This is a genomic window from Yersinia fenwicki (genome assembly GCF_043099325.1).
GTDB lineage: Bacteria > Pseudomonadota > Gammaproteobacteria > Enterobacterales > Enterobacteriaceae > Yersinia.
In genome coordinates, this window is sequence record NZ_CP170755.1 from 1,555,987 (window position 1) to 1,571,631 (window position 15,645).

The window sequence follows — 15,645 nt, forward strand, 5'->3', positions numbered from 1 at the left end:
GGATTACAGCTCGAAATCACTCAGGTCATCAGCACTGACTTCTGAATCAATTTGACCGACCAGATAAGAACTGACTTCAACTTCCTGCGGTGCAACTTGAACATTATCAGACACTAACCAAGAGTTGATCCACGGAATGGGGTTGGTACGGGTATTGAATGGTATGCCCAGTCCCACGGCTTGCATGCGGATATTGGTAATATATTCCACATATTGGCACAGGATTTCTTTGTTTAGACCAATCATAGAGCCATCACGGAACAGATACTCTGCCCACTCTTTCTCTTGTTGAGCGGCCAGAACAAACAGGTCATAGCATTGTTGCTGACATTCTTCAGCAATTTCAGCCATTTCCGGATCGTCTTCGCCACTGCGCATCAGATTCAGAATATGTTGAGTACCGGTCAGATGCAGGGCTTCGTCGCGGGCAATCATTTTGATGATTTTGGCGTTGCCTTCCATCAGCTCGCGCTCAGCAAAGGCAAAGGAGCAGGCGAAGCTGACGTAGAAACGGATCGCCTCTAGCGCATTCACACTCATCAAACACAGATAAAGCTGCTTTTTCAGCTCACGAAGATTTACCACGACAGTCTTACCATTCACCTGATGGGTGCCTTCGCCCAGCAGATGGTAGTAGCTGGTCATCTCAATCAGATCATCATAATAGGCTGAGATATCTTTTGCGCGTTTGAGGATCTCTTCGTTGGTCACAATATCATCAAAAACAATCGCTGGATCGTTAACGATATTACGGATGATATGAGTGTAAGAACGAGAATGAATGGTTTCTGAAAATGACCAGGTTTCGACCCAGGTTTCCAGCTCAGGAATAGAGATAAGCGGCAACAGGGCGACGTTAGGGCTACGACCTTGAATGGAGTCCAGCAACGTTTGATATTTCAGGTTGCTGATAAAAATGTGTTTTTCGTGATCTGGTAGGGCATTGTAATCAATACGATCGCGGGAAACATCAATCTCTTCCGGACGCCAGAAAAACGAGAGTTGTTTCTCAATCAGTTTTTCGAAAATAGCGTGTTTTTGTTGGTCAAAACGTGCCACGTTGACGGATTGACCAAAGAACATCGGTTCGAGTAACTGGTTGTTTTTATTTTGTGAAAAAGTGGTATAGGCCATGATTTCCTCAGGGACAGCAAAAGGCAAATGAAGATAGGCCCTTGATGACCCCTTGAGGGATCATCAGGAGGGCCTGAACTCAAAATCAGATCTTACATGCACCGCCTTCACAGTCGTCATCACCCGGCTGACTTTGGATATCTTCCTGCACATCATCAGCACCATCGCGGGTGTTTTGATAGTAAAGGGTTTTTACGCCAAATTTGTAGGTGGTGAGCAAATCTTTCAGCAACTGCTTCATTGGCACTTTGCCTGACGGGAAGCGGGTTGGATCATAATTGGTGTTAGCTGAAATCGCCTGGTCGACGAATTTCTGCATCAAACCAACCAGTTGCAGATAACCATCGTTATTTGGCATATCCCACAGCAGTTCATAGGCATCTTTCAAGCGCTCATACTCAGGGACAACCTGGCGCAGGATACCATCTTTCGAGGCTTTGATACTGACATAGCCGCGTGGTGGTTCAATACCATTGGTGGCATTGGAAATCTGCGAGGATGTCTCGGAAGGCATCAGTGCCGACAGCGTGGAGTTACGCAGGCCGTGAGTTTGAATATCCTTACGCAGCGTTTCCCAATCGTAATGCAAAGGTTCGTCGCTGATGGTATCCAAATCTTTCTTATAGGTATCAATCGGCAAAATACCCTGTGAATAGGTGGTTTCGTTGAACCACTGGCAAGCACCTTGTTCACGGGCCAGGTCATTTGAGGCTTTCAGCAAATAGTACTGGATAGCTTCAAATGTGCGGTGAGTCAGATTGTTGGCGCTGCCATCGGAGTAACGAACACCATTCTTCGCCAGATAATAGGCAAAGTTAATCACACCGATGCCTAAGGTACGGCGACCCATAGCACCACGTTTTGCTGCCGCAATCGGATAATCTTGATAATCCAGCAACGCATCCAGCGCGCGTACAGCCAGCACTGCCAGGTCTTCTAAATCATCAAGGCTATCAATGGCACCCAGGTTAAACGCCGACAAGGTACAAAGCGCGATTTCACCATTTTCGTCGTTAATATCATTTAGCGGCTTGGTTGGCAGAGCAATTTCCAGGCACAGGTTTGACTGGCGCACCGGCGCAATTTTCGGGTCAAACGGGCTGTGGGTGTTGCAGTGATCCACGTTCTGAATATAGATACGGCCAGTAGATGCACGTTCTTGCATCATTAGGGAGAATAGCTCAACCGCTTTGACACGTTGTTTACGGATGCTGTCATCTTTTTCGTATTGGGTATATAGGCGCTCAAATTCGTCTTGATCGGCGAAGAACGCGTCATACAACCCCGGAACATCGGATGGGCTGAACAGGGTGATATCTTCACCTTTCAACAAGCGCTGATACATCAGTTTGTTGATTTGTACGCCGTAATCCATATGACGCACGCGGTTGCCTTCCACCCCACGGTTGTTTTTCAGCACCAGTAGGCTTTCAACTTCCAAATGCCACATCGGATAAAACAGTGTGGCCGCACCACCACGTACACCACCCTGCGAACAGGATTTTACTGCAGTTTGGAAGTGTTTGTAGAACGGAATACAACCGGTATGGAAAGCCTCACCGCCGCGAATTGGGCTACCCAGAGCACGGATACGGCCCGCATTGATACCGATACCGGCGCGTTGTGACACATATTTCACAATGGCGCTGGAAGTTGCATTAATAGAATCCAGGCTGTCACCACACTCGATCAATACACAAGAACTGAATTGACGAGTCGGGGTGCGGACGCCGGACATAATTGGCGTTGGCAATGAGATCTTAAAGGTAGAGATCGCATCATAGAAGCGCTTGATGTAATCCATTCGGGTTTCGCGCGGATAGTTAGAGAATAAGCAGGCGGAAACCAAGATGTACAGGAATTGGGCACTTTCATAGATCTCGCCGCTGACGCGGTTTTGCACCAAATATTTACCTTCCAACTGTTTAACAGCAGCATAGGAGAAGTTCATATCGCGCCAATGGTCGATGAAAGTGTCCATCTGTTCGAACTCTTCTGCGGTGTAATCTTCCAGCAGATGTTTGTCGTATTTGCCCATATCCACCATTTTCGTCACATGAGCGAATAATTTTGGTGGTTCAAACTGGCCGTAGGCTTTTTTGCGCAGATGGAAGATAGCCAGACGTGCTGCCAGATATTGGTAATCCGGAGCATCGCGCGAGATCAAATCTGCAGCAGCTTTGATAATAGTTTCATGGATATCAGCGGTTCTGATGCCATCATAAAACTGAATGTGTGAACGCAATTCTACTTGAGATACTGAGACGTTATGTAAACCTTCCGCGGCCCAGTCGATGACCCGGTGGATTTTATCCAGATTGATACGTTCTTTACTGCCATCGCGTTTAGTAACAAGTAGGCTTTGGTTCATGTGTTCGTGACCTTTGTTCCCCTTACTCAGCATCTATACAGCACAAATTTACGCTCTCCATGATTAAGATAATCACTGAGGTCGTAGTGTATTGTTCAGTATGTAAACACAACATATAGGGGGTGGGTGGTAGATAGATAACAAGATAGTGAGTTTTGAGACTTTTGGCAAGTGAACAAGATCACCAAATTGTGTGGATAACTTGGGGGTGAATTGTTACGAAAGGCTCACAGGCTGCGTCATTACTGGTGCTCGCCACTCGCCATTCTGGGGGATAAGAATTTGACGAAAATTGTAAAAACTTTACCGTTTGCTGTTTTATTAAACATAAGCAAAAATTGGCATAACTTATCGTTTTTTTTGTTCAAAAAAACGGTTTCTGCCGAATTTCATGATATACGCTGTATAAAGCGACAAAATGGTGCGCGAAGACATAAAAAAATAGATACATTAAGGCAGTGTGCTCCATCAGAGAGCAATCAAGTGACTGGCTCCCTGACAGTAATAACCAGTGCTTTATGCTTCATCTCGTTGAGTGTGCACCATATAATTCACATCAACATTGCGGCCCAGCTTGAAATGGTCTGTTATCGGATTGTAATGCAATCCGATAATATGGCGTTCGCGTAGTGGGGTTTGGTCTACCCAACCAATCAGTTCTGACGGGCGGATAAACTTTTTCGCATCATGGGTGCCTTTTGGTACCATCTTCAATACATATTCAGCGCCAACCACGGCCATCAGCCATGATTTAGTATTGCGATTGATGGTCGAAAAGAAAACGTGACCACCGGGTTTAACCAATTGTGCACAGGCGCGAATAACCGAAGCAGGATCTGGGACGTGCTCGAGCATCTCCATACAGGTCACAACATCATAGTACTGCGGGTGTTTTTGCGCGTGGCTTTCGACCGTTTCCTGAACATAATTAAGCTTGGTTCCGGTTTCCAGTGCATGCAATCGAGCCACTTGCAGCGGCTCGTAACCCATATCCAACCCGGTAACCTGTGCACCTTCACGCGCCATGCTTTCAGCTAAAATGCCACCACCGCAACCGACATCCAGTACTTTCTTATCGAAAATACCTTCAGCGCGCTGCAAAATGTAATCAAGGCGCAGCGGATTGATGCGATGGAGCGGCTTAAATTCACCTTCCAAATCCCACCAACGGGAGGCAACTGCCTCAAACTTGGCGATTTCTTGTTCATCGACGTTCTGATTAAGAGCGGTGACATCTGCGCACATGATAGAGTTCTCACTGTTTTGTTTCTTTGCGCGGATTATACATAACTCGTTTCGACAAACATCATGCAGTTTCGCCAAAATCTGCGATTTGTGATATAGTTTCGTACCTTTAAATCCGGTAATTAGTAGAGGGATAGCGGCTCAATGAGCGACCTTGCCAGAGAAATAACACCGGTCAACATCGAGGAAGAGCTGAAAAGCTCCTATCTGGATTATGCGATGTCCGTTATTGTCGGACGTGCGTTACCAGATGTCCGGGATGGACTGAAACCGGTGCACCGTCGCGTACTGTTTGCGATGAATGTACTGGGTAATGACTGGAATAAGCCATACAAAAAATCGGCCCGTGTAGTCGGGGACGTTATCGGTAAATATCACCCGCATGGTGACAGCGCGGTCTACGACACAATTGTGCGTATGGCCCAGCCGTTCTCACTGCGCTATATGCTGGTGGATGGGCAGGGTAACTTCGGTTCCGTTGATGGCGACTCCGCCGCAGCGATGCGTTATACCGAAATCCGTATGTCTAAAATTGCTCACGAATTGTTGGCGGACTTAGAAAAAGATACCGTCGACTTCGTGCCGAACTATGACGGCACGGAGCAAATTCCTGCCGTAATGCCAACCCGAATCCCTAACTTGCTGGTTAACGGCTCGTCAGGTATTGCTGTCGGCATGGCAACCAATATTCCGCCGCATAACCTTTCTGAGGTTATTGATGGCTGTCTGGCCTATATCGAAGATGAAAACATCACCATTGAAGGGTTGATGGAGTACATCCCGGGGCCTGACTTCCCAACTGCTGCGATTATTAATGGTCGTCGTGGTATTGAAGAAGCTTATCGTACTGGCCGTGGCAAGGTGTATATCCGTGCACGTGCTGAAGTCGAGGCTGACGCAAAAACCGGCCGCGAAACCATTATTGTTCACGAGATCCCGTATCAGGTGAACAAAGCGCGGTTGATTGAAAAAATCGCCGAACTGGTTAAAGAGAAACGCGTAGAAGGCATCAGTGCGTTGCGTGATGAGTCTGATAAAGACGGCATGCGTATCGTGATTGAAATCAAACGTGATGCTGTCGGGGAAGTGGTTCTGAATAACCTCTACTCTCTGACACAATTGCAGGTGACTTTCGGTATCAATATGGTGGCTCTGTCTCAAGGGCAGCCTAAATTGCTTAACCTGAAAGACATTTTGGTTGCTTTCGTGCGTCACCGCCGTGAAGTGGTGACTCGCCGTACCATTTTCGAACTGCGTAAAGCACGTGACCGCGCACATATCCTTGAAGCGTTGGCTATTGCGCTGGCTAACATCGATCCGATTATCGAATTGATCCGCCGTGCAGCAACACCTGCGGAAGCGAAAGCGGGCTTGATTGCCAACCCGTGGGAATTAGGTAACGTTGCGTCAATGTTAGAACGTGCCGGTGATGATGCTGCCCGTCCTGAATGGCTGGAAGCTGAGTTCGGTATCCGTGACGGTAAATATTACCTCACCGAGCAGCAGGCTCAGGCGATTTTGGATCTGCGTTTGCAGAAACTGACCGGCCTGGAGCATGAAAAACTGCTGGATGAGTATAAAGAGCTGCTGACCTTAATCGGTGAGTTGATCTTTATTCTGGAAAATCCAGAGCGCTTGATGGAAGTTATCCGCGAAGAATTAGTTGCTATTAAAGAGCAATATAACGATGCGCGTCGTACTGAAATCACAGCGAATACCTCTGACATCAATATTGAAGACCTGATTAATCAGGAAGATGTAGTTGTGACATTGTCCCATCAGGGCTATGTCAAATACCAACCTCTGTCTGATTACGAAGCTCAGCGTCGTGGTGGTAAAGGTAAATCGGCTGCGCGTATCAAAGAAGAAGACTTCATTGATCGCCTGTTGGTCGCCAACACCCACGATACTATTTTGTGCTTCTCCAGCCGTGGCCGTCTCTATTGGATGAAAGTCTATCAGTTGCCGGAAGCCAGTCGTGGTGCACGTGGCCGTCCGATCGTCAACTTGTTGCCGCTGGAGCCAAATGAGCGTATCACCGCCATTCTGCCGGTGCGGGAATACGAAGAAGGTCGTCACATCTTTATGGCCACCGCCAGCGGTACCGTGAAGAAAACCGCACTGACCGAGTTTAGCCGCCCACGCAGTGCCGGTATTATTGCCGTCAATCTGAATGAAGGCGATGAACTGATTGGTGTCGATCTGACCGATGGTTCTAACGAAGTGATGCTGTTCTCTGCATTGGGCAAAGTGGTTCGCTTCCCTGAGTCGCAGGTCCGTTCTATGGGCCGTACCGCGACCGGTGTGCGCGGTATCAACCTCAATGGCGATGATCGGGTTATTTCTCTTATCATCCCGCGTGGTGATGGCGAAATCCTGACTGTGACTGAAAACGGTTATGGTAAACGTACCGCTGTGGAAGAATATCCAACTAAGTCCCGTGCGACTCAGGGGGTTATCTCCATTAAAGTCAGTGAGCGTAATGGTAAGGTTGTTGGAGCGGTTCAAGTCGCGCCGACTGACCAAATCATGATGATCACCGATGCCGGGACACTGGTACGTACCCGCGTATCAGAGGTGAGTGTCGTGGGGCGTAATACCCAAGGTGTGACACTTATCCGTACCGCTGAAGACGAGCATGTCGTTGGACTGCAACGCGTGGCTGAGCCGGAGGAGGATGATGACATCCTTGAGGGTGAATCATTAGAAGGTGAAGAGGGCAGTGGCGAAGATGCTGCACTGAATGCACCAGAAGATGAAGATGCTGCTGACGAAGCAGAAGATGATGACAACGCATAATGCGTAAATGAAACAGAAGCCAGCTTGCGAGCTGGCTTTTTTATGCTGACTTTTTAATGAGTCATGGGTAGTGTATTCTGTTATTACACAGCCTGCCCGGCGATGCTTTCATCATGGTATCAGATTGAAATATCTTTCTTCATTTCGCACGACGCTGAAAATCTCCCGTTACCTATTTCGGGTGTTGGCTGTCATGTTATGGTCACTTGGTGCATTGCTGACCACTTTTTATATCCTGAACATCCTTAACGAGAAAAAATCCGATATTCGTCAGGAATATAATACTAACTTTGAGCAGGCGCAGAACTACATTAGACATTCTTCCGACATTATTCGTGATATCAAATATATGGCGGAAAACAGGCTCAACCACAATACTGCGAGCAGTGATATTGCTTCGGGCGCTTTTATTAAAAATAAAGCCACGCCTAAATATTACCCACTCAATTCAGAAGCCGATTGCGCCACACTTAATTCGTCTCGCCATTCATCATTAGATTCCCTCAGTAATCTTATTTTGTATTGGAAAGAGAACTTCGCTGCTGCCTATGATCTTAATCGGATATTTTTTATTGGCAGCGACACCATGTGCATGGTGGACTTCGATATTCGCAATGTTCCGATGGAGCAAGAAAGCTTACTTAAGTCGTTGAGTGAACATGTTGCACGATATCGTGAGGCTAATAATCAAGATAAAGACAGCCCGCTGTATTGGATAGTCCCCGGTATTCGCCCTGAAATAGGCACCTTGTATGTGCTTAGCCCGCTTTATGTGGGGAATAAGTTAGAAGCATTAGTCGGGACCGAACAGACTATTCGTCTGGAAGATTTTATCTCCTCCGGCCCGTTACCCATTGGCGTGACTTTGCTGGATCAAAATAATGAACCAGTATTACGCTTGGCGACGGGGGAACGCTATGCCTCGATGTTGGATGGCTACCCAGATACTCCCTCTTACTTTGGCTATGTGGACGACTATAATTATCTTTTGCTGAAAAAGAATTTACTGCCGTCTCCCCTCAGTATTGCCTATTCCTTGCCGGTCAAAACCATAATAGAGATATTCAAGCTATTAATTTTTAATGCATTGTTGCTGAATGCTCTTTCGGCGGTAGTCATATTTACATTGGCCTGGTTGTTTGAGCGAAAAATGTTCCATCCAGCTGAAGATAATGCCTTGCGCTTAGAAGAACATGAGCAGTTTAACCGTAAAATTGTGGCCTCTGCCCCGGTGGGTATTTCTATTCTGCGGATCAGTGACGGCACCAATATCCTCAGTAATGAATTAGCACATAACTATATTAACTTGCTGACCAATGAGGACCGTGAACGTATTACGCGCATTATTTGTGAGCAACAGGCGAATTTTGTCGATGTGATGACCAGTAATAACAACAATCTACAAATCAGCTTCGTTCACTCCCGCTACCGTAATGAAGATGTAGCGATTTGCGTGCTGGTAGATGTCAGCTCACGCGTAAAAATGGAAGAGTCATTGCAGGAAATGGCGGCTGCGGCGGAGCAGGCCAGCCAATCAAAATCGATGTTTTTGGCAACCGTCAGTCACGAGTTGCGTACTCCATTATATGGCATTATTGGTAATCTGGATTTATTACAAACCAAAGAATTACCTCACGGTGTTGAGCGTCTGGTGACGGCGATGAACAACTCGTCCGGGTTATTGCTCAAAATCATCAGTGATATTCTCGATTTCTCCAAAATAGAGTCCGAGCAACTTAAAATTGAACCCAGTGAGTTTTCCACCGTAGAGGTGATAACACATATTACGGCGAACTATTTACCCCTAGTGGTGAAAAAGCGTTTGGGCCTTTACTGTTTTATTGAAGCCGATGTTCCACGACTGATGTTGGGTGATGCGGTTCGTCTACAACAAGTTATCTCTAACTTACTCAATAACGCGATTAAATTTACCGATACGGGTTGCATCATTTTGCAGGTGAGGGTACGTGGATATTATCTGGAGTTCCGCGTGCGCGATACCGGTGTAGGTATAAATTCACGTGAGATAAATCAGCTATTCGATCCGTTCTTCCAGGTGGGGACAGGGGTACAGCGCCACTTTCAAGGAACCGGATTAGGGTTGGCAATTTGTGAGAAATTAGTCAACCTGATGGACGGCGATGTTGAAGTGATTTCAGAGCTGGGGATGGGCAGCATCTTTGCTATTCGTATTCCTTTGTATCTGAAAGGCGTTCAACATCATGCCCAAAATACAGTCTTGCCGAAGAGTGAGCGCTGGCAAGGGAAGACACTATGGTTGGATATCCGCAATGCTCGTCTTGAGAGCTATTTACTCGATCTGCTAAGTCACTTTGGTGCGACTATCCAACGCTATAGCAATGAGCAAACATTGCAGGATCAAGTGCTTATCTGTGATTATTTACCGCAAATAAACGCGCCATTATCGACATGGATTCAACTATCTATTGAACATATTGGTTTGCCACAAGAAACTCGTCCAGGCTATTGGTTGCTTAGCACATCCACATTGTTGGAAATTATCCCATTATTGGATCGGATATTGCTGGATCAGCGAGTCGTTGAGGATACACCACTGGCGTTGCCCGCGCCGAAAACCAATCTGGATGAGAATGCAGATCTGCACATTCTGGTGGTGGATGACCACCCTATTAACCGGCGGTTATTGGCTGATCAATTGACAGCTTTAGGTTATCAGGTCATTACGGCGAATGATGGGCTGGATGCTCTGGCGGTGTTGAATACAAATAGTGTCGATATTGTACTCACTGACGTGAATATGCCGAATATGGATGGTTATCGCCTGACTCATCGCTTGCGAGAACTGAATCATAATTTCCCAGTGATTGGTGTCACGGCTAATGCCTTGGCAGAAGGTAAGCAGCGCTGTATTGAAGCGGGTATGGATAACTGTTTATCTAAGCCGGTAACATTAGATACTTTGCGCCAGATGTTGCGATATTATGGCGATAAGGTGCGAAAAACCCGCTAAAGCCTTTGTACTTGAAGCTGCAGGGTTGTTAGCTACACTCGCTCACCCAAATCACTTATTTGAGTAAGCTCATTGGGATTTGCTCGTTTACTGCCTACCTGCAACTCCAATTACTTTGGCTTATGGTGTTGAGCTTGAAGCTGTAGTTTCAAATATGAAGGGGATAATAAACCCGGCGCTGCTGAGCAACACCGGGTTGGGGAACAGAGATTATTCTTTGTCTTGGTCAATAGTGACAGAGGAAAGGTAGTTTAACAGGGCAATATCATTATCCACGCCCAGTTTCAGCATTGCCGACTTCTTCTGGCTACTAATGGTTTTGATGCTGCGATTCAGTTTTCTGGCAATTTCAGTTACCAGGAAACCTTCAGCAAATAACCGTAAAACTTCACTCTCTTTCGGTGATAAACGCTTGTCACCGTAGCCATTAGCGCTGATTTTCTCCAACAGCTTAGCCACACTCTCAGGGGTGAATTTTTTCCCTTTCTGTAATGCTGCTAAAGCCTTAGGTAAATCAGCGGGAGCGCCTTGTTTTAGTACAATCCCATCAATATCCAAGTCCAAAACTGAGCTAAGAATTGCAGGGTTATTATTCATCGTTAGTACTATTATGGCTAAATCTGGGTAATGTCGTTTTATATATTTTATCAATGTGATGCCATCACCGTACTTATCCCCAGGCATGGAGAGGTCAGTAATTAGCACGTTGGCATCAAGTTTAGACAAATTGTTAATAAGCGCTGTGGAGTCTTCAAACTCCCCGACAACGTTTACCCACTCAATTTGCTCAAGTGACTTTCGGATGCCAAACAACACAATTGGATGGTCATCAGCAATAATTACATTAAGGTTGTTCATGGTTATGGGTTACCTTGCTGCAACAGTCTGGTGACGAAAGAATCAATTTGACTGATGCTATTTTCGATCTTCAACCGATCGCCATCTGCGATATGCTGTTCTAATGTTTCACACAGCTGTTTGCCGATATGCAAATTCAACATAGCAAATACGCCTTTCAATCGATGTGCGGTCTGCGAAAGCGATATGAAATCACGTTGCTGAAGTTCAGTATACAGTTTCTTCAGATCTACCGGTACTGTCTCAACAAATAAGGAATAATAGTCACTGGATTTTAGTTGTTGCTCGTAAGCATTTATATCATCCGCAGCAATGGATTCAGACTTTTCAATGTGTTCATCAGATGAAATCTGCTGTTCGATTAATAATAATATTGCATCAATGACTGCACTTCCTAAATTATAATTTACCCGAATATAATTATCCTGCAACTGCTGCATTCCTACTTCGTCAGATGCAAGTAATAAAGTAAAGTTATCATAATGTTGTGGGTTGTCAGTCACCGTCACATCATAGTCTCGTCCCGGTAAACGGTCATCGACGATAATGCAGTTTGCGCCAAATGAATTCAATAATGTTGAGGTTATAGAACGCACTTCTTCCGACGTTATATCTAATAATACCGTAACACCATCCAATAATTTCTCTTGTTCCTCCTCTTGCTCATTTTGGATAGCAATCGTAACCCGAATTGTATAACGAGTACCTATATCAACTTTGCTACGAATCTCTAATTGACCGTTTAATTTTTTACATAATTGGTTACATAAAAAGAATGTTAACCCCGAACTATGATTGTATCTGTCGGCCAATGTTTGGCTGAGGAAAGGGTAATTAAGATTACTGATCTCTTCATCAGAAATGCCCACACCCGTATCGGTAATTTGAATAATCAGTTGTTCCGGCTGCCCAGGTTCATGACCTACATTGAGCGTTATCTTACCGTAAGCTGTCGTTATAACAGAATAGTGCAGTAGCAATGAAAGTATTTTACGCAATACTTTTTCATCACCAATGTAATTTTGGTCGAGGCCAACAAGATAATGATTAAACAGAGTTAACCCTTTCTGGTTTATCGCTGGCAGCACTTCCAGTAGCAGCCCGTCAATTAATGCAGACAGGGAGAAACTATGTTGTTCTGGTTGCCAATCCTGAGTTTCCAAACGTGTTAGTAAGGTAATATTATCAATCAGCTCAATGATACTGTCAGATTGTTCAGCCAGTTTGCTCGTTAATTCATGTTGCAGCGCCGGGTCAGTGGTGTTTTGTAATTCTTTGGCCGTTTGATTGAGGTTATTAATGGGTTGATTCAGTTCAATTCCCAGGTTATGGAGCATTAGCTTACGGGCTTGCAAGCTTTTGTCGTATTCACGTCTGGCCTGTTGTAGGCGTTTATTGACCAAAACTTCTTTATCCTGATCATGGAGCAGGAAGAGATAGGTTTCAGGCGATATTTTACTGCGGAACATCCTGATTTCGTAGACTTCATTATTCACTGTGCCCTGAATCACCCCGTGGTGCTGTTCTGCCATATGGGCAATTTTTTGCAGGTTAAGGTGAGGCATCAGGTTATCGGCTATCTGATTGCTGGCGACCACCGTATTGCTACTGAAATTATAAACCAGTAGTCCTTGTGGCAAGCGGGTAATAATTTCCTGACTCAGTGATTTTTGTACTTCTAATTGATCAAGCATATCTGTACTTGGGCGAACGAATTGGCGACGAATAAAATAGATCCCCAAAATAGCCAGAGCCAGCAGCAATATATTGGACAAGATCAGCCAGAAGTTATTTCTCAGCAAATCAATAGCCAGCACGGTCACCGGAACACGATAAACAATTTTCAAGGCGGCGTTGGCCAGTGGTGCTGAAATTTCAACCCAATAACCATTGAGCATCACGCTGGCAGCGGCAGTATCCTCCGGTGCCATACCCTCATTAATCGGTGTTTTATCCGGCTGCAACAGGAAGTTCGAGCGCGCCATATTCGGCGGAATCAAGTCATTAATCGGTATATCAAAGGCAATGACCGTCGCCAGATGACCGGGATGATTGAAGGTGGTTCGAATCGTAAAATAGTAGGCGTTCTGGAAGCGCAATTTCCGTAGTGGAGAGAAACTCTCACGTTCATCTAGCGTATTGGCTTGTTGCAGCATTTCTGCTCGCCGAGACTCTGCAGCGGCCGTCAGATAGCTTTCTTTAAAACGTGATGTGACTTCCTTTAAGGCCTGAGTGGTGATGAGAGTTAGGCTATTGTCCTGGCCGTTCAGATAATACATTGAGTAGGTATCATTCTGCGCTCCCCAATGGCTGTCGAGATAATCTGACAACTGTAAGGTCATGGCGAGTGTGGCGGGTTCATGATTACCAAAAATGACGGCGTCAGTTTTTCTGCGTGGTTTTTCAATATAGTAAATATCAGGGCGCAGACGTACTTCTTGGGCGGAAAGAATATTTTTATCAGAGATATTCGGATTATTGGCAAAATCATATACTTGGTAGGTATGGTAACGATAATCATCGATACGTTGCTGCAAACCGGTGGCGATATAGCTCAATGAGTGTTTTTTTTCTGTTAGGTAAGCATTGGTATAGTTATAGCCATACAGCCCAACGGTGATGAGCAGTAATACGATAAACAGCCAGAAGCAGCGCGTAATGTTAGCTGAACTGGTAGATGAGTTATTTTGCATAACGATAATGCATATCCCTTGGTTAGCGCGTGACGGCTTTGGCGCTGGCTGTCACTGTAAGTAACAAGACGGCCACGCAGCCAAAAGCGACCGATAAGTTACTGAGCTGGGCAATAAAACCTATGGCCGCGGGGCCTGCCAGGATGCCGGCGTAACCGATAGTGGTTATGGAGGCCACCGCTAAATTCGCTGGCATGACAGTTTGGTTGCCTGCCGCAGTGAACAGGATTGGTACCACATTTGATGCCCCCAATCCCACGAGCATAAAGCCAATAAGGGCAGCGATTGGGCTATCAATGCTTATCGCGATAATAATCCCCACAGCAGCACATAAGCTGCCGCCTAATAATACCTTGTATCGGCCTAATCCGTTGACAATCCGATCACCATTTAACCGGCCCAGCGTCATCGCAATAGCAAATACCGCATAACCCATTCCTGCCTGTGAGGGTTCCATACCACGCAGCGTTGTCAGGAAAACGGCACTCCAATCAAGCATTGAACCTTCTGCCAGGAACATCACAAAACACAAAAAACCGATAAACATCACCCATCCGCGCGGCAGAACAAACAGTGGGCCATCATGAGGTTCTCCGCTGCCCTGTAACAGGTTTTTATTGGCGGTTAGTAATAGGATAATCATTAACGCGACGGTAGCGATGATGGCCGTAAGCGGAGTTAGCCCCAGCCACAATAATGCACTGACCCCACCGGCACCGGCAATCCCTCCCACACTGAACAGCCCGTGGAAACCGGACATCATTGCGCGCCCACTGGCTTTCTCAACAATGACTGCTTGAATATTCATTGCAACATCTATTATGCCCATCGCCGCACCGAAAACGAGCAGCGCCAGCGCCATCGTAACGGGGGTATTCATCAACACCAGCAAGGGGAGATCGAGGCAGAGCACCGCCCCCGCTAATAAAATCACCGCCCGGCATCCCCATTTTGCTGTGAGTACTCCGGTGAGGGGCATAGCGAGCATCGATCCAATGCCAATACATAATAATAGTAAGCCCAGGGAGGCATCGTTAAGACCTATCCGTTCTTTGGCAAAGGGTACCAACGGTGCCCAGGCGGCCATTCCCAATCCGGAAATAAAAAATGCGAGCCGAGTCGAGACTTGTTGCGCAACACCGGGCTGCACTGTTGATTGGTGTGTTTTGGCGGTCATGAGGTATGGGATCTGCGATTGATATTAATAATAAATATAGACAGACGTTTCTATCACAAAGCGAAATGCGGGTCGAAGGGATTTATCTGTATTAGTTGAAACTTAGCCGCTCCATTCACCAATATGCTTATTTTATCATCATTATGATCAATATTTGAGCAGTTCGTCGCTTTAGTAGGATAATTCAATAAATCTAAAGTATGAAAAAATAGTCGCCCCGCAATGTTGCGTAAATGTAACTATAATACATTAATTTTAATACTCATTTCTGTATGTAAATAATTAACGTTATTATTGTTATATCATATGGTAGAAAGCATTGCTGAAACGATTAAAATTAAATTTATCATTAAGTTGTTATTTTTATTTCATCGGT

General features: G+C 45.7%; 8 protein-coding genes. 2 read left to right on the plus strand and 6 right to left on the minus strand.

Going from position 1 to position 15,645, the window contains the following annotated elements; translation table 11 throughout:
• Positions 1–3: 3 nt before the first annotated feature.
• From nrdB to ubiG, 3 genes are all read right to left on the minus strand, one after another.
• Positions 4–1,134, minus strand: coding sequence for a class Ia ribonucleoside-diphosphate reductase subunit beta (gene nrdB, locus ACF3VQ_RS07165; protein ID WP_392434205.1), 1,131 nt, complete (start codon positions 1,132–1,134; stop codon positions 4–6).
• A gap of 85 nt (positions 1,135–1,219) precedes the next feature.
• On the minus strand, positions 1,220–3,505 hold the full coding sequence (nrdA, locus tag ACF3VQ_RS07170) for a class 1a ribonucleoside-diphosphate reductase subunit alpha (protein WP_392434208.1): 2,286 nt from the start codon (positions 3,503–3,505) through the stop codon (positions 1,220–1,222).
• Positions 3,506–4,021: 516 nt separating this feature from the next.
• Positions 4,022–4,750, minus strand: coding sequence for a bifunctional 2-polyprenyl-6-hydroxyphenol methylase/3-demethylubiquinol 3-O-methyltransferase UbiG (gene ubiG, locus ACF3VQ_RS07175; protein ID WP_392434210.1), 729 nt, complete (start codon positions 4,748–4,750; stop codon positions 4,022–4,024).
• Positions 4,751–4,894: 144 nt separating this feature from the next.
• On the opposite strand from ubiG, the gene gyrA reads away from it, so the two are divergent.
• Positions 4,895–7,549: a DNA topoisomerase (ATP-hydrolyzing) subunit A gene (gyrA, locus tag ACF3VQ_RS07180; protein WP_392434213.1), complete on the plus strand. Its 2,655-nt coding sequence runs from the start codon at positions 4,895–4,897 to the stop codon at positions 7,547–7,549.
• Between the two features lie 124 nt (positions 7,550–7,673).
• Complete coding sequence (rcsC, locus tag ACF3VQ_RS07185; protein ID WP_392434215.1) at positions 7,674–10,541, plus strand: two-component system sensor histidine kinase RcsC; 2,868 nt, start codon at positions 7,674–7,676, stop codon at positions 10,539–10,541.
• Between the two features lie 210 nt (positions 10,542–10,751).
• Here the strand turns inward: rcsC and rcsB are convergent, their stop codons facing one another.
• From rcsB to ACF3VQ_RS07200, 3 genes are read right to left on the minus strand one after another with little or no spacing between them, the layout of a single operon-like run.
• Positions 10,752–11,399 carry a response regulator transcription factor RcsB gene (rcsB, locus tag ACF3VQ_RS07190; protein ID WP_392434218.1) on the minus strand — a complete coding sequence of 216 codons (648 nt, stop codon included), beginning with the start codon at positions 11,397–11,399 and terminating at the stop codon, positions 10,752–10,754.
• Positions 11,400–11,401: 2 nt separating this feature from the next.
• A complete protein-coding gene (rcsD, locus tag ACF3VQ_RS07195; RefSeq protein WP_392434220.1) occupies positions 11,402–14,092 on the minus strand; it encodes a phosphotransferase RcsD in 2,691 nt (896 codons plus the stop codon).
• A gap of 22 nt (positions 14,093–14,114) precedes the next feature.
• Positions 14,115–15,269 carry an MFS transporter gene (locus tag ACF3VQ_RS07200; RefSeq protein ID WP_392434223.1) on the minus strand — a complete coding sequence of 385 codons (1,155 nt, stop codon included), beginning with the start codon at positions 15,267–15,269 and terminating at the stop codon, positions 14,115–14,117.
• Positions 15,270–15,645: the final 376 nt, after the last annotated feature.